19 protein-coding genes and 1 riboswitch are annotated in these 16,079 nt (G+C 38.4%); of the genes, 17 read left to right on the forward strand and 2 right to left on the reverse strand.

Annotation, left to right across the window (positions count from 1 at the left end; all coding sequences use genetic code 11):
- The 8 genes from V7014_RS11360 to V7014_RS11395 all read left to right on the forward strand — a co-directional run.
- On the forward strand, positions 1–320 hold a 320-nt coding region (locus V7014_RS11360; protein WP_335507176.1), incomplete at its 5' end, for a hypothetical protein.
- Positions 321–350: 30 nt separating this feature from the next.
- Complete coding sequence (locus V7014_RS11365) at positions 351–1,178, forward strand: N-acetylmuramoyl-L-alanine amidase family protein (RefSeq protein WP_335507178.1); 828 nt, start codon at positions 351–353, stop codon at positions 1,176–1,178.
- The gene (locus V7014_RS11370; protein ID WP_335507180.1) at positions 1,179–1,391 is read left to right on the forward strand and encodes a phage holin; all 213 of its coding nucleotides are present in this window, start codon (positions 1,179–1,181) and stop codon (positions 1,389–1,391) included.
- 94 nt (positions 1,392–1,485) lie between these two features.
- The gene (locus V7014_RS11375) at positions 1,486–2,010 is read left to right on the forward strand and encodes a hypothetical protein (protein ID WP_335507182.1); all 525 of its coding nucleotides are present in this window, start codon (positions 1,486–1,488) and stop codon (positions 2,008–2,010) included.
- Between the two features lie 104 nt (positions 2,011–2,114).
- Entirely contained in the window at positions 2,115–2,315 is a 201-nt protein-coding gene (locus V7014_RS11380; protein WP_335507184.1) for a helix-turn-helix transcriptional regulator, read from the forward strand.
- Between the two features lie 215 nt (positions 2,316–2,530).
- The gene (locus V7014_RS11385; protein ID WP_335507185.1) at positions 2,531–2,713 is read left to right on the forward strand and encodes a hypothetical protein; all 183 of its coding nucleotides are present in this window, start codon (positions 2,531–2,533) and stop codon (positions 2,711–2,713) included.
- The gene (locus tag V7014_RS11390; protein ID WP_335507187.1) at positions 2,710–3,846 is read left to right on the forward strand and encodes an FtsK/SpoIIIE domain-containing protein; all 1,137 of its coding nucleotides are present in this window, start codon (positions 2,710–2,712) and stop codon (positions 3,844–3,846) included. The genes V7014_RS11385 and V7014_RS11390 overlap by 4 nt, the downstream gene beginning before the upstream one ends.
- Before the next feature lie 43 nt (positions 3,847–3,889).
- A complete protein-coding gene (locus V7014_RS11395; protein ID WP_335507190.1) occupies positions 3,890–4,474 on the forward strand; it encodes a hypothetical protein in 585 nt (194 codons plus the stop codon).
- 23 nt (positions 4,475–4,497) lie between these two features.
- Here V7014_RS11395 and V7014_RS11400 read toward each other — a convergent pair whose 3' ends face one another.
- On the reverse strand, positions 4,498–4,710 hold the full coding sequence (locus V7014_RS11400) for a helix-turn-helix domain-containing protein (protein WP_335507192.1): 213 nt from the start codon (positions 4,708–4,710) through the stop codon (positions 4,498–4,500).
- Positions 4,711–4,849: 139 nt separating this feature from the next.
- Here V7014_RS11400 and V7014_RS11405 point away from each other — a divergent pair, with 139 nt between their 5' ends.
- The 8 genes from V7014_RS11405 to V7014_RS11435 all read left to right on the forward strand — a co-directional run bounded on the left by V7014_RS11405 (position 4,850) and on the right by V7014_RS11435 (position 11,143).
- A complete protein-coding gene (locus tag V7014_RS11405) occupies positions 4,850–5,647 on the forward strand; it encodes a helix-turn-helix domain-containing protein (RefSeq protein WP_335507194.1) in 798 nt (265 codons plus the stop codon).
- On the forward strand, positions 5,640–5,828 hold the full coding sequence (locus V7014_RS11410; protein WP_335507196.1) for a hypothetical protein: 189 nt from the start codon (positions 5,640–5,642) through the stop codon (positions 5,826–5,828). Before V7014_RS11405 ends, V7014_RS11410 begins: the two co-directional genes overlap by 8 nt.
- Before the next feature lie 54 nt (positions 5,829–5,882).
- On the forward strand, positions 5,883–6,221 hold the full coding sequence (locus V7014_RS11415) for a YolD-like family protein (RefSeq protein WP_335507198.1): 339 nt from the start codon (positions 5,883–5,885) through the stop codon (positions 6,219–6,221).
- 179 nt (positions 6,222–6,400) lie between these two features.
- A riboswitch (purine riboswitch) is annotated at positions 6,401–6,502 on the forward strand.
- Between the two features lie 118 nt (positions 6,503–6,620).
- Positions 6,621–7,193, forward strand: a complete 573-nt coding sequence (locus V7014_RS11420; RefSeq protein WP_335507200.1) for a xanthine phosphoribosyltransferase — start codon at positions 6,621–6,623, stop codon at positions 7,191–7,193.
- Positions 7,194–7,212: 19 nt separating this feature from the next.
- A complete protein-coding gene (locus V7014_RS11425; protein ID WP_335507202.1) occupies positions 7,213–8,523 on the forward strand; it encodes a nucleobase:cation symporter-2 family protein in 1,311 nt (436 codons plus the stop codon).
- A gap of 174 nt (positions 8,524–8,697) precedes the next feature.
- A complete protein-coding gene (locus tag V7014_RS27245) occupies positions 8,698–8,889 on the forward strand; it encodes a CotD family spore coat protein (protein ID WP_438824905.1) in 192 nt (63 codons plus the stop codon).
- 635 nt (positions 8,890–9,524) lie between these two features.
- Positions 9,525–10,595 carry a DUF2157 domain-containing protein gene (locus V7014_RS11430; protein WP_335507204.1) on the forward strand — a complete coding sequence of 357 codons (1,071 nt, stop codon included), beginning with the start codon at positions 9,525–9,527 and terminating at the stop codon, positions 10,593–10,595.
- Positions 10,592–11,143 (forward strand): GDYXXLXY domain-containing protein, encoded by a 552-nt coding sequence (locus V7014_RS11435; RefSeq protein WP_335507206.1) that lies wholly within the window; start codon positions 10,592–10,594, stop codon positions 11,141–11,143. The genes V7014_RS11430 and V7014_RS11435 overlap by 4 nt, the downstream gene beginning before the upstream one ends.
- 156 nt (positions 11,144–11,299) lie before the next feature.
- On the opposite strand, the gene V7014_RS11440 is transcribed toward V7014_RS11435, so the two are convergent.
- Positions 11,300–11,770, reverse strand: coding sequence for a chemotaxis protein CheX (locus V7014_RS11440; protein WP_335507207.1), 471 nt, complete (start codon positions 11,768–11,770; stop codon positions 11,300–11,302).
- Positions 11,771–12,369: 599 nt separating this feature from the next.
- On the opposite strand from V7014_RS11440, the gene V7014_RS11445 reads away from it, so the two are divergent.
- Positions 12,370–16,053, forward strand: a complete 3,684-nt coding sequence (locus V7014_RS11445; protein ID WP_335507209.1) for a dynamin family protein — start codon at positions 12,370–12,372, stop codon at positions 16,051–16,053.
- The last annotated feature ends 26 nt before the right edge of the window (positions 16,054–16,079 follow it).

A 16,079-nucleotide genomic window follows, 5' to 3' on the forward strand; every position in this document is an offset into this window, starting at 1 on the left:
GGGGCTGGCTGATGGCGGAGCAACAAACGGATTTAACGGCAGAACTACTTAAACAAGCGCTAGATATGCGCGAATCCCTCGCGATAATCAGCACGAAAACGGACGGTGTACAGTCGACATTGACCGAAATAAAGCATGAGCTATCACAGGTTAAAAACGAAGCTACTAACGCGAAAGATACGGCGAACGAAGCATTGTCGCTCGCGAAAGTGAATAAAGAAGACATTGCGGAAATTAAAGTAAACGATAGATGGAAGTGGGGCGTAATTGTTACGTTAGTCGGCTTCGCAGTATCGATAGGGATTGCGTATTTTAATTGAAAAAAACGAAGTCGGAAAGGGAGCGATTTAATGGCGAAACTAAAAATTGTACTAGATGCGGGGCATGGTCCGAATACACCCGGCAAACGATCACCGGACGGAAGCCTGCGCGAATATCAATTTAATAAGCGCGTTGCGGACGTTATGAAATTAAAGTTTTCGGATTACGAAGGCGTCCAAGTGTTATTTACGCACTCTGACGGACGCGACGTGCCGTTGAGTGAGCGAACTAACGCTGCAAATAAGTGGGGCGCTAATCTGGTCGTTAGTCTTCACGCTAATGCAAACGCGGGCAAGATGGGTTCGCATGGCGGAATTGAAACGTTCATTTATACGAAGCCTAGCGCGAAATCAACGGAGGTTGCAAAAGCTGTTCAATCTGCGCTTATCAAAGCGACAGGCTTGCGGGATCGTAGCGTCAAGAAAGGTAATTTGCATATGGTTCGCGAACCAAAAGCGCCTTCTATCCTAGTCGAATACGGCTTTATGGATTCATATACTGACTTACCGTTACTTAAAACGGATTCTTATCGTATTCTTTGCGCAGAAACAACCGTTAATGCTATCGCGAAAGTTTACGGACTAAAGCGGAAGGGCGCATCTAAAACGGGCACGGGCGCGCCAAAGCCGACCGACCATGGCAAGTACCGACTAGCAACAGGCACGTTCCCGAGCGCGAAAGCAATGAGCGAGGGTAAGGCGAAGTTATACGCTAAATATCCGATTACTATTTACGAAAGAGCGAGCGACAATCGTCTTATTACAGGCACGTTCACAGGGCGCAATGTAGCGGAATATTACGCGAAGGAAATTAAGAAAGATTTCGGTTGGCACATTATCGTACAGGAGGCGGTTTAAATGAAAAACATTACGGCAGGCACGGTTACGCGGTTTGTATTGCTATTGATCGCGCTGATTAATACGGGGCTGAATATGGCGGGCATCCAGACGTTGCCCATCAACGAAGAGAATATCGCGACATTTATTAATATGTTATTCCTCGGAGGCACGGCGCTATGGGGCTACTGGAAGAATAATGACATAACGAAGAAGGCTCGCGAAAGTAAATAGAAAACATGGCGAGGGCTTGCGCTGATTGGCGTAGGCTCTTGTTTAATTTAGGCATCGAAGGTAAAATAAGGGTAAAAACGAGGAGCCTATGCCTATGGAGAAGAAACCGTTTTATAAGCGTTGGTGGGGTGTCGCGTTAATAGCTTTGATTGGAGTTGTTATACTCGGAACAATATTAGAGCCAGGCGAAAAGGAAAAGGCGAAGGAAGTTAAAGAAGATAAGCCGAGCACGAGTGCTACGACAACGAAGCAGGATGAAACTGAGCCTAAAAAAGTCATTACTTTCGCGGAATTTGACGCAACACATACACGCGATACAGAAGAGAAAGCATATATCGATAGTCCGTTTATATTGAAAAGTGGCGAAGAATTAACAGCAGATTACATAATGTACGTAGATGGCGGATATTTTGACTATGCTTCCGCAGTATTCAATAACAAGGAGTTAGCACGAATAAAACTAGAAACAAGCGCATCTATTAAGGAAATTGAAAAAGTATTGGGAGTAACGTTTGACGATAGCGTTATAGTTGAAAAGACGCGAATTGGATACGAAATTGTATTTGATCCTAAATTTAAATCAGATAATGTGCATCGCTACCCATTCGAATTAGATTAAACACACGCCCCACTTGCGGTTAATTCCGTAAGGTGGGGCGTTTTTTTTGTGTCTATAGCAAGGAAACTTACGTCAATTGTCGAATTAATATTCGAGGTGATCGCGTGAAAGTACACAATAAGTTGAAAGAATTGCGCCACGACTTCCGCATGAATCAGACCGAATTCGCTGCCTTCCTCGGCATTAACCTCCAACAATATAATCGATACGAAAAAGGTACGCGCCAGCCTACTTTAGAAGTTGCGCTAAGAATCAGCGAAAAGGTTAATCGTACAGTAAACGAGCTTTTCTATGTCCGTCCGTAGGACAAGCTCGTCGTCTTTGCGTTGCCTCAGTGATTAAATTTTTTGCGCGTACAGGCAAATATCGATTGCACTCGTCATATACTTTCGTAAGCCCTTCGGAAGACTTTCGTAACTGTATCGTCACTGTATAGCGAGTTAAGTTGTACGAAGTTAAACGTAAGTTTGACGCCAATTAGCGAATCTGTTAAGAAGGGGTATGAATAGGAGGCGTAAAAATGACGATGTTTATTCTGGCGAGCGGAAGTATTTTGGTGAGCGCATTAGCCGAAAAGGTGGCGGAAGAATACGGCTTCAATTACGTAGGGACGGCGCTAAAAATCGTACTGCCGATAGTTGCCGTTGCTACTGGCGCGTATTTCCTTAAAACTAACGCAATCATGGCGTGGTGGTTACGATGAACTTATGGTCGCGATTACAGACGCGCAAGCATCTAGTTAAAGCGTTCAAGTCGGCAGGCGTATTTCTCGCGTGGCAGACGTCGCAAGGCGAAAAGCGCGTCTATCCGAAAATACACGCGATAAGGGGCGACGGACAATCGACTGAAATTGTATTTACGTTGCCGAACGGAGTTGATCCGGCTTTGTTGCGCAAGAATTACTTTGTATTCGAGCAATATTTCGGGCGCACTATCGAACTGGAAGGCGAAATAAAGAAGTTCGTTCTTACCGTTCATAATCGCGCGATGCCCGACGAACTTATTTATAATGCGAAGGAAATATCCGAAGCTATAGCGGAGCATAGGCTCGGCATAATTTGCGGTCAAGACCGGCACGGACGTTATGTTTCGTTTGATTTACGTAAACAGCCGCATATATTAATCGCAGGCGAAACAGGCAGCGGCAAGTCGACGCAACTTCGCTCAATACTTACGACATTGATTCGCGAGAAAAGGCCTGACGAGTTAGAGCTACACTTAGGCGATTGTAAAAAGTCCGAGTTCCATATTTTCCGTAACGTTGAACATGTGCGATGTGTACTTAGTAGTGCTCGCGACATAGAACGTATGCTCAAGCACATTAAGCGAGAACTAGACGAAAGGAGCGACCTAACGGACGTATTCGAAGTTAGCCATATTGACGAGCTGCCGCCGAAGCAGAGGCGCCCTTATATCGTTGTGTGCATCGATGAATTTGTTATGTTGCGCAAAAATGAAGAAATCATGAGTATATTAACGGAGATTGTGGCGATAGGTAGAACGCTTGGCGTGTTCGCCATTCTTTCGATGCAGCGCCCTAACGCGCAAGTGCTTGACACGACAGTGCGCGCAAACTTGACAGTAAGTATGGGCTTTAAATTGCGCGACAAAACGGAGGCGCGAATTGTTAATACGCCACGCGCAGAGCAGATTGAAATAAGCGGTCGATTTATTATGAATAGCGACAAGGTGCGCGAGTTGCAGGCGCCATATATGACGATGGCTCATGCGAAAGAACTATTAGCGCCTTATATGGTCGCGAAAGGGCCCGTAAAAGAAGTGACACCACAGCCCGAAATTCTAACGGAGAAGGACGTGTTTGCCGATGTTGACTAGCCGAGATAAAGCGATTATTCGCGACATAAACAGATTTCGAGTTATGGATCGCGACAGTATTGCGGAGCTTCATTTCGTAGGATTAAAGAATCCGAGATATAGCGCTAATAATGTATTGCTACGGTTATTGCGAGACGGGCAGATTAAGCGATCAACTTCGTTCGTACCTTACGTCTACTTTGGCGCGGAAACCAGTATGAAGAAGAACAGCGCAAAGATAAATCACTTTCTCGCGATACTTGACGTTTACAAAGAAATGCGAAAGCTTGGCGCGCTTGAGGCATTCCAGGTCGAACCGAAGTATGGACGTAAAGGCGAAGCAGCCGAGCCGGACATTTACGCATGCTTTCGCAAGACGGGCTTCTTTATCGAGGTACAGCGGACGATTTACTCGGAAAAGCAAATGAACGAAAAGTTGGCGCGCTATGTCGACTTGTACAATTCGGGCCATGTCGCGAAACCCTTTCCGCACGTTTTAATACTTGGCGACCAACGTTACGCGATAGAGGGCGATTATCCCTTCCGGGTATTTCAAGCAGAGTCTTTCGCGAGCTTTATGGTGTCACTGCGGCAGGCACTTTCGCCAGTATCGCCGATTAACTCCGGCATCAAAGTAAAGGTACAATAAAAAGAGCGGTCGCCCTGACCGCCTTACTTTTGTTTCTTAATAACGATTAACTCGTTCATATCTTCGATATTCAGCGCATTCATTATTTCCGCAAGCGCAGACTTCGGATATCGCTGCGTTTTATTATTGCAAAGCTCACTGATTGTGCGGACGGAAAGTCCCGTCAATTCCGCAAGCTGTCGTTGTTCCATATTGCGTTCCTCTAATATTTCGCGTAACCTCAGTTCTAACTCCATCCTATCACCGTCCTATCAATTATAGTTATTATACCGTAAACCCAAAGATTACGCAAAGTGTAATTTATTCGTTGACAGTTACACTAAACGTAAGTTACACTAAACGTAAATTACGTAAAGCGTAAATGGAGGGATTTTAATGTATTATTTAGCGGAACATCAAACGTTTAATTCCACAGGCGAACTTAATTCGGCAGTCTACGAACATATCAAACGCAATACATATGACCTTAACGAAACAGATCGCCTAACGCTTAAAACTATCGCTCGCTATGCGGTTAAATTCGCAGGCGTTGCGCACTTGAAGGCGGCGACACTTGCCGACATTATCGCGAAAAGTGAGAAGACCGTGCGTCGTACTATCGCTAAACTTGCCGACTTAGGTATCGTTAAAAAAGTCGCAACTTTGCGAAAAGTAAACGGAGGAACGGGCGCGAATATAATCGTGATTCAGCCCGTAGAAACTCACAATGACCAGTCGAGCTTGTCCAGTCGTGAGGTTAGCGACAAGCCTACGGAGAGTAAGTCTACGGTTACGGAAAACGTAACTGAACCATCGTATTCTATTAATCAATCAAAAAGCACTTTACTAGAAACGGCGACGCCTGCTAACGCCCTAAAAAATTCGTTACCAAACGAAATATACGACGCAATGTCGCCTTACTTTAACGCAGCAGATATGTATAAATATTACGGAATATTACTTCGTGCTAAACGCTCTATTAATCGCGATATTGTAATCGAAGATAACGCAGAACCATTCGTAGTAGCGTTCCAAAACGCAGTCATGAAGCTAAAACAAGGCGTCCTTCGGAGCTTTGACAACTACTTATTCGGAGCATGGCAAGGAGCAACGGCGCTAGCATGTCGCCAACTCTATGCGCGAGAAAACGAAGCTGAGTCGCATTGGCTATTCGGAGGAGATGACGATGAGTAATTCGGACTTGACAACGATACTAAACGAGATTGCTTGTTATATTGAACGCGAAAAGAACGTAATTGCCGAGTGGCGCGAACTTCATGCGGGAGATTGGCATATTATGGGCGAGGCGAACGTAAAAGCGGCGTGCCTTGCGGATTTGATACGCTTTTACGAACGACTAAAACAGCTTGAATAAGAACGTTTGTTCGTGCTATACTAACGCTATCAAATACGAAAGAAGGCGTTTGTTATGTATAAAGATCGCGGGCTAATGAAGTGGTCGCCGGCGGCGTTCCTGCCGGAGCAGAGCGAAATATTACGCGAGGCGGCACGGGACTCGCTGCGTCGACCCAAGCCGGAGATTGACGATTATCAACTGGCGGAGTTTGACGACCGTATTTTACTAGCGATGGAATTTGCGTACTTTGTGTCCGTAGAGGTATGGCGCGAAGGATTCGTGTCGGCGTTCCTTGGGCGCGTGTGCCGTTTGGATGAAGTCGGCAAGATAATCTACGTAGAATTGGAGACGGGCGGAGTCGAGCGTATTAAGTGGGCGGAGGTCTGTGGCGTGTTTGTATTCGAGGATTAACTTGGCGACAATGACGACAGAATCTGACCAACTAACGGAATTGCCTTCGCTACTGCCAACGTATCTGCCAACGTCCTTGCCTACGATATTGGTAAGCGTTGGTAAAATCCGAACAAAAAGAAGAACTAAATCCGATTAGTTCGGAAATAGCTCTTTACAATTACTTTATCAGCGCCTATAATGCGTATATAACTAAATCTCATATAATAGCGAGGATATGGCTCGCGAGTTTCTACCAAGTTACCGGAAATAACTTGACTATGAGTACGTATTTTCCCTCGAGATGATTTATTAAATAGAAGCTCGAGCTAAATTACTGTACTCATTTTTTGAGAATGGTATTTTGGCTCGAGCTTTTTTATTAGAAAAATTGCTTTACAAAATATTGGAGGTTTAAAAATGGAAGCTTTGAGGCAAAAAATTATGCAAGAGGGTAAGGTCCTTTCAGATACTGTATTAAAGGTAGATTCTTTCATTAATCATCAAATGGACCCATTTCTAATGAAACAAATAGGAGAGGAATTTGCGTCAAGGTTTCAAAATCAAGGTGTTACTAAAGTTCTTACCATTGAATCTTCAGGGATTGGGCCAGGATTAATGGCTGCGTTAGAACTGGAAGTTCCAATGGTATTCGCTCGTAAACGTAAATCACTAACATTAAAAGAAGGCTTAATTACCTCTACCGTTTATTCGTTTACAAAACAAGAATCAAATGAGGTAACAATTTCAAGCAATTATATTAAAGCAGGCGATCGAGTATTAGTTATTGATGATTTCTTAGCAAATGGTCAAGCTGCACTGGGGTTAATTGATATTGTAAAGCAAGCTGAGGCTATTCCTGTTGGCGTTGGGATTGTAATTGAAAAATCTTTCCAAAATGGTCACCAATTAGTTAAAGATACTGGGGTACAAGTTGAATCATTAGCAAGAATTGCATCTTTAAAAGACGGTAAAGTAGAATTTTTAAATTAATCAATCGGAGGTAAATTCGATGAAAAGCAATATATTTAAGATTGGCTCGTTAGGATTTCAACATGTACTAGCTATGTATGCAGGCGCAATTATTGTTCCATTAATCGTAGGTGGTGCATTACAACTTAATCCTGAGCAATTAACATATTTAGTATCTATTGATATTCTAATGTGTGGAATCGCTACTTTACTACAAGTATATAGCAATAAGTTCACTGGGATCGGTTTACCTGTAATGCTCGGATGTACATTTACAGCTGTACCTCCAATGATTGCTATTGGTGGAGAGTATGGTATTACAAGTATTTATGGATCAATTATTGTTTCTGGTATTATCGTAATGCTTATCAGTACGTTTTTTGGCAAGCTTGTACGCTTCTTTCCACCTGTTGTTACGGGTTCGGTTGTTACCATTATTGGGATTACATTAATTCCAGTTGCAATTAATAATTTAGCAGGTGGACAAGGTGCAGAAGACTTTGCATCTTTACAAAACATAGGTTTAGGATTTGGGACGTTATTATTTATTATTTTGTTATATAAATTCTCAACAGGTTTCTTTCGTTCAATCGCTGTGTTATTAGGAATCATTGCGGGTACAGTTGCTGCATATTTCATGGGAATGCTTGATTTTACAGCAATGAGTAATGCATCTTGGTTTCATATTCCAAAGCCATTTTATTTTGGAGTTCCAACATTTGATCTTACCCCTATTCTGACAATGACATTAGTTGCGATTGTTAGTTTAGTTGAATCAACAGGTGTTTATTTCGCACTTGGTGATATTTGTGATAAGAAGATTGAAGGAAAAAAACTAGCTAAAGGGTATCGTGCTGAGGGTCTTGCGAGTGTTATTGGTGGACTTTTCAATGCATTTCCTTATACAACTTTCTCCCAAAACGTAGGTTTGCTACAAATGTCAGGCGTTAAATCAAAGAAAGTCATTTATGCAGCTGTTGTATTCTTAGTCATTCTAGGTCTTATTCCTAAGATTGGTGCATTAACAACGATAATTCCAACTTCCGTATTAGGTGGAGCGATGGTAGCGATGTTCGGAATGGTCGTATCAGCTGGTGTTAAAATGTTGAGCCGTGTGAACTTTGAATCTCAAGAAAATTTATTCATTGTTGCTATCTCTATTGGTATGGGACTAGGTGTAACGGTTGTTCCTAATTTATTCGAGAATTTACCTTCTAGTATTTCAATTTTAACAAACAGCGGAATCGTTATGGGAAGCTTAACGGCAATCTTTTTAAATATATTGTTTAATATGATTCCAGGTAAAAAACAATTTGTACAATTACAAGATCATGTGAAAAAGGTTTCTTAAAATTAGGATATATAGTCTGATTTAACCAACATGGCAGTTATTTCAAAAATGTAATTTTAATAAAGCACTCACATTAGTGGGTGTTTTTGTTATTGATTAATATGTTTAGTACAAGTTTCCACTTTATTACATAAATTGTAATGCAAGATAAAAAACTAAAAAGGTGCTTTTAGCATGAGTTGTAATTGTCGTAGATGTAGAGGTCATGAAGAAAGGGAGGAAGAAATTATTACTTGTTCAACAGAGACTGAAGTAAAAACCAGAACAAAGGAGAGAGTAGTTAAACACATCCATCCAAAGGAGATCATTCATGTCAATAGAACAATAATAAAACATGAACATTTATTCCCGGTTCATGAAAGGTAAGTGTTCGAGACTGTTGTAGAGGGTGAATCGGGATTTGACGGTTGTAATGAAAGACATGAATGTTGAAGACCTAGGAAAAACTGTTGTTTTTGGTAACAAAGTATTGAAATAGCATCCGTTAAGGGTGCTTCTTTATTTTGGAAAAGTCATAGAATAAACGAATAAGCAAGAATAAAGATTCAAAGGTAAAATTGATCATAGCGACCTTATTTGATAGATATAATTATTTTCTTGATATATTAATTGTTAAATGCTGAGGTGTTTGCTCATTATGTTTGGATAATTATTATTGTTCTCCCAATAAAAAAGGTCTAAATTCTTTAACCTTTGAATATTTGTAAGAATACACTGTATCAAGCTATAGAAAAGGAATGATGACATTATGGAAAAAAAATATTGTACACATTGTAGAAGGCTGTCAAGAGAAGGGCAAGTATGTGAAGGTTGCGGTAAGTCAGATTTTCGGTCAATAGTCATTTCAGTACAATCTTCCAAACACTTTAAAAATAATCCTTAGAATGAGACTTTCTCAAAATAAAATCATTTTGTTAGGATTAAGTTCAAATGATATGATTGTAAAAAATGTGAAATAATATAAAGTAGTATATGAAGCATTGCAAGGGAGGGAAGACGTCTTGAAGAAAAAAATTAGTCGATTGCAAAAAGAATATCTTGAACAGGAATTGCAATATTTAAAGAATCATAATGCGGTCATTGAAGTAGATTCTCTTGAAGAGTATTACATTATTGAAGATCAACAAAACCATGTAACATGGCATACGTTTCTGTGGATTGGTGCTGTTCTAGTTGGAATTGGTTTTTTAACATTCATTGCGTCTAACTGGTCTGCTTTATCTAGTTTAGTAAAATATTTACTGATTTTCTTTGGTGTTATTGGTTTCTATATAGCTGGATACGGAACTGAGAATAAGTTGCCAAGAACGGCAAGAAGCTTATATTACTTAGGTGGATTTTTATTTGGTGCGGGTATCTTCTTAGTGGGGCAGACATTTCATTTAGGTGGGGCTGCTTATACAGCTTTTCTATTGTGGGCAGTAGGTATCATTCCTTTAGCTTATTACTTGAAAGATCGAGCAGTTCTTGGCTTTGCTGTACTATTATTGTTTCTATACAGCATGCAGATTTATGGACAAGGTGAATTACCCATTGCGTTAATAGGGCTAGTTCCGCTTATTTATTATATTAATCATTTGACCATGAATAAATCTAGGTCATTGTTCTTTCTAAATTCAATTGTACTTATTCATTTCTTCCACTCCGCTTTATGGTATTGGGGAATGAATCAATTTGTCATAATTGCTTTGCTATTTGTGCTAGGTATAATCATTAGTTGGCGACCATTTACAGGCTATAAAGGAGTTATGACAACGATTGGTTATTTGATGCATGGAGGATATGGTATTGCGCTAACAATGCCATATATATGGGAACATCTATTTTCTCCAAATTTGTCGCAAACTTTAGCGATTGTTTTTGCAATTATTTATGGACTTTCTATAATTCTATTAGTGCGAAAAGGAATATTGCTACCGATTGTTATTTTATGTGGCTTAATATTCAGATTTTATATTGATATATCGTATGATTTTTTACCGAAAAGCTTATTCTTTATTATTGGAGGAACGTTGCTAATTGCGTTTGGTATTTGGTTTGAAAGAAGTCGGAGAGGAGAGACAAAAGCATGAATACAAATCGTAAGAGGTTTTTGTTGATCCTTCTCGTTCCATTGCTGATTCTATTAGGTATGGTGATTAAACCATTCTCTGCAAATATGTTTGGTGAGAAAGTAGTGCTTGAAACAATTCCTATTGATCCTACCGATTTATTTTACGGAGACTATATGTCATTGCAATTAGCCATTAGTGAGGTTCCAAAAGATCTTCTTTCAGAATCGTTAGTGAAAGAACTTAATAACCATAACAACGACAACTATTCTCTCTTTTCTAAATCCTTAACGGTTTACACCGCACTAGAGAAAAAAGGTGATATTTATAGTGCAAAAGAAGTGTCATTGGAAAAACCTGAAAACGGTTTATACTTGAAAGGAAAAATATATGATTATAGTTCAATGAATGAAGAGCCTACCTTCTATATTGATTATGGAATTAATCGTTATTATGTAGAAGAAAATACTGGTAAGGAATTGGAGCAAGAGGCGCAAATAGGAAATGTACACGTGTCATTAAAAGTTATGAATGGATATGGTTTAATTGAAGAATTACATTTTAAATAGCTCTTGTAATTGAAACCTGAATCGATGAATTTAATCATTGATTTAGGTTTTTTATATGTTTAACTGCAAAATGGTAGTTTAGAGATGTAGTAATAAATAATCAACACCCCATATTTGAGTTAAATGATTTGAGTTTGTAGGGGTGTCTACAATTTATTAGTAATTATATTCGTTTGCTTTCATGACCATCAGTATGATGGTAAAGCTACCTACTGATGATAAATGAATAGGAAGAGAAAGACCTTTGTCAAATTCAGTAATCTGTGTGTTACCAATTAGTAAAGAAGGGGGAGTAATATCCATATCTACTCCTGTATTAGCGATAGAAGTAGCTAGGTTTCCAGCAATCATATTGCCTAGTTCCCCTGTAAATGAGTCCAACATTTCTCCTTCCAGGGGCATACCGAACATTGCCTCACCAATTTTGCTAAAAACATCCTCGTTTCCTTCTATTATAAGGCGCCCTTGCAGGCTGCCTGTTATTCCAATTAAGACGCCTTTATCAGTCCTTGTAAAAGGTTGTTGAATAACAGATGGTTTATCAATTCCCATTGAAATAGGAATGACAGATTTAACGGATTCTATTGTACCATTTAATACAATTGTGATACTTGTATTGATTGTCATCTTTCATCCTCCGTGCGTATTTATTCACAAAAATAAATCTATATACCTAGTTAAGTACTATGTAATTACAAAATGAGACAATTTTGTGCAGGTCTTATTTATCATAAAACAATTGAGTATAAAATAACACTAAAATTTCCGAAAAAATATTGAAATTTAAATTAGTGGTTGATAATGATTATCATTTTTGTTATGATTAAATTATCGAAATGATAATGACTATCAATGAGAAAATAGGAAGGTGATTTTCATGGTTGCGGTTTTTATTGCTTTAACTGTCGGTGTTTATTCTTCTGTAATGGTATATGTTTTGAAAAACGTTGGCAAACCAGCTCCTGTAATAGTAGATCATCAATAGGAAATATTACATATCATTGCAAATGAAATTCAGAATTATTTTTAAATATGAAGATTTAGAGTCAAGTAAATTTGTACTTGGCTTTTTTTGTTGGCTAATTCTCCTTCGAATGAGCATTCATTTGATTTGAGAAGAGGCTAACTCTTATAGAGTGGTATAAAAATATGTGGCATAATAATAGGAAAGAAATCAAAAATGTTTTACAATAAGAGAAAATAAAGGGGAACAAGGGGATTGATTCATGATTAAAACACCAACGAATCAGACAAGAGTATTGTCTATTCTGACTGAAATTTACAAAACTTTCGGAAAGAATAAAGATATTAATCATATGGAGAAGATGAAGCAGCTAATTAAAAAGGCAGAAGCGCAAGAAGTTCAGCTGGCATTCTGTGGACATTTCTCAGCTGGTAAATCGAGTATGATTAATCATTTAATGGGAAGTACAATATTACCTTCTAGTCCGATTCCTACAAGTGCTAATGTTGTTAAGGTAAAAAAGGGGAAAGAAGCGGTAAAAGTTCATTTCTTTGATGGTAAACACTCTACCTTCGAAGGACACCATGATATGAAAGACATTAAAGCGTATTGTAAAGAAGGAGAGCAAATCAAATCAATACATATATATTCTGAACAATTTCCACTACCGGAAGATTGTGCGGTATTGGATACACCAGGTATTGATTCAACTGATGATGCTCATCGTGTTTCTACAGAATCTACGTTACATTTAGCTGATATTGTGTTGTATGTGATGGATTATAATCATGTACAGTCACAAGAGAACTTTCTGTTTGCGAAGAAGATGAACGAAGCTGGAAAGAAGCTTTATTTAATCGTTAATCAAATAGATAAACATGATGCATCTGAATTAAGCTTTGAAGCGTTTAAAGATTCAGTGGCTAATGCATTTGCACAATGGAATATTGATATAGAAGGCATCTTCTATACTTCTTTACGCCAGCTTGATTTACAAGATAACCAAATAAAAGAAGTTCAGGAATATATTCATGAGCGTATTAAATATGAAAGAGCACATCTAAACGAATCGATCTTGCTTTCAGCAGAGCAATTAATTAAAGATCATCTAGTATACTTGCACCAGCAACGTGATGAAGAAATAGAACAAGCACTAGATGTTCTTGCACCTTTAGATGAAAGTGAGAGATTAGCGATTTCACAACAACTAAAGAGCTATGAAGAAAAGCAGGCAGAGATAAAAGGCTTTCCTGATGAATATCATTTGCAAATGATTTCGGAATTAAATGAGTTATTACGAAACGTGTATTTACTTTCTGCGGATAATCGCGAAACAATTCGCTCTTTCTTAGAATCACAACAAGCAAACTTTAAAGTAGGAATGTTTTTTTCGAAGAATAAAACAGAGGCTGAACGAGCTGCTAGAGAAGACCGTTTGTTAATGGAATTAGAAGAAAGAACGAAAACACAATTAGATTGGCATGTGAAAGTATTTGCTGCGAAGTGTTTAAAGGATTCCAAGATTGATTCGCATGAATTAGAAACGAAAGCTCAAGAGTTTAGTGTAGATGTAGATATTAATGAAATTAAACAACTTTTAATGAACCAAAGTGATATTACTGGTGAATACGTGCTTAATTTTAGTAAGAGAATAGCAGAGCTAATTACTAAAAAAGCAAAAGATAAAATGCTTCAGTTCTTTGAAGAAGTTAAGCCATTAATCGTTAGTCAACAACATGAAAGTCTTGAGGAAGTTCAAGCAGAAGTAGACCGATTAAAGCATTTTGAAACGGCTTTTTTATTCTTACAAGGGTTAAAGGAAGAAGAGGAGCGCGTAAAGAAGCTGTTTAGAGACATTATGGATGGAGATCATTTTGAAGGAGAAGATAGTGTAGCAGCTGTTTTAGCTGAGCTTCAAAGAGAAGAAAGCAACAATGAAATACAAATGGAAGCTAAAATAAAGCAAGACACAATTGCTTTTGCAAATGATGAACAAGTAGAAGAGGAAATGGAGCATCTAGATTCAGTTCAAGCGACACTTGAAGGAAAAGAAGGCTTAAGAAAATGGAGTGAACGATTAACTTCTTCAGCACAACAATTACAAGATGTTAAAGGATTCTCATCAATCGTAAGCGAGCTCCAAGAAAAAGCAGAGCGAATGAAAAACCAAACTTACACAATTGCCTTATTTGGAGCATTTAGTGCTGGAAAATCGTCGTTTGCGAATGCTTTATTTGGAGATAAGGTGTTACCAGTATCACCAAATCCTACAACGGCTGTTATTAATAAAGTAATGGCTGCAGGTGAACATCAAAAACATCGTACTGCGAAAATAACATTAAAAAGTGCAGACATGTTATTAGATGATGTGCGACTGGCTTGTAAGCAACTAAATTATGACCCTGATACTCTTGACGATGCGTACGAATTTGGTAATCGTGTAAATGACATCAAAATCAGTGGTGATGGGAAAGAAAAGGCTCATTTATCTTTTGTGGCAGCATTCCATAAAGGATATCCATCATTGAAAGATAAGCTTGGTCAGGAATTTATTGTTGAATATGATGAATACACAGGGTTTGCTGCTGATGAGTCGAAATCATGTTTTGTTGATGAAATTGTTTTATATTTTGATTGTGATTTAACGAAGAAAGGCATTGTACTGGTAGATACACCGGGAGCCGATTCGATCAATGCTCGTCATACAAATGCAGCTTTCCATTATATTAAAAATAGTGATGCGATTCTTTTCGTTACGTATTATAATCATCCATTTGCTAAAGCAGATCGAGAATTTTTAATTCAATTAGGCCGTGTAAAGGATTCTTTTGCGATGGATAAAATGTTCTTCATTTGTAATGCAATAGATTTAGCTCAAACAGAAGAAGAGCTTTTGGAAGTAACGCAATACATTAAAGGGCAGTTAGAAGGCTTTGGAATAAGATTCCCTAGATTGTATCCACTTTCCAGTAAAGAAGCATTACATGAGCAAAAAGAAGGTTATACGTTCAATCATTCATTTCTAAAAGGAAGTGGCATGGATGCTTTCCAACGGGCATTTTCGTATTTTATCCAGCATGAATTGATTGATTTGGCGTGTACTTCGGCACAATCAGCAATTCGAAGAGCTGCAACTTTGTTACAAGAAATCATCACTGCTGCAACAGCGTCCGTTGAAGAAAAACAAAAGCGATTACAAGCAATTCAAAATGAATATGCAAAACTACAAAGTGAACTTCATGCTAGCAAGTCTGACATTGAGGAACAAAAAATGAGTAAAGAAGCTGATGAATTAATTTATTATATTAATCAACGCGTATTCCTCCGTTTTGCAGATTTCTTTAAAGAATCGTTTAATCCGGCTGTGATTAAAGATGATGGCAGAGACTTAAAAGAAGCAATAAGAATGGCATTACGAGAATTGCTGGATAGCATCGGTTTTGACTTTGCACAAGAAATGCGTGCAACGTCGCTACGTCTTGAAAATCAAACAAGAAAACTAGTGAAGAATAAGCAAGAGCAATATAGTAAAATTATCGTAAAAACGTGGAATACAGTAGAAGTAGGCGAATATACAGTAAGCGAAAATGAAGTTCCTGAATTTGACAAAGCGTTTGCTCAATTAACAGCGAATGAATTTAAAAAAGAGATATCACTATTTAAAAATCCAAAGACGTTCTTTGAAAGAAATGATAAACAAAAAATGGCAGATGCACTACAAGTAGCTTTACAACAACCGGCACTTCACTATTTACAAGCGGAAGGTTCCAAAGCGAAAGACTATTATACTGAAATATTGCGAAATGAATTGCAAAAAATGCAAAAGCATGTTGAGAAAGCGGTAGAAGATGTTTATATTAGTCATACGTCAGTATTGCAAGAGTATGTTGATGTGGAGTTTTATCGAAGTAAAGAAGAAGCTTTACAAAGATATCTTCAAGCTTAACTAGTTTTTGAGGTTTTGTAACGAGG

The organism is Bacillus sp. JJ722 (assembly GCF_036963345.1).
GTDB lineage: Bacteria > Bacillota > Bacilli > Bacillales > DSM-1321 > Bacillus_AD.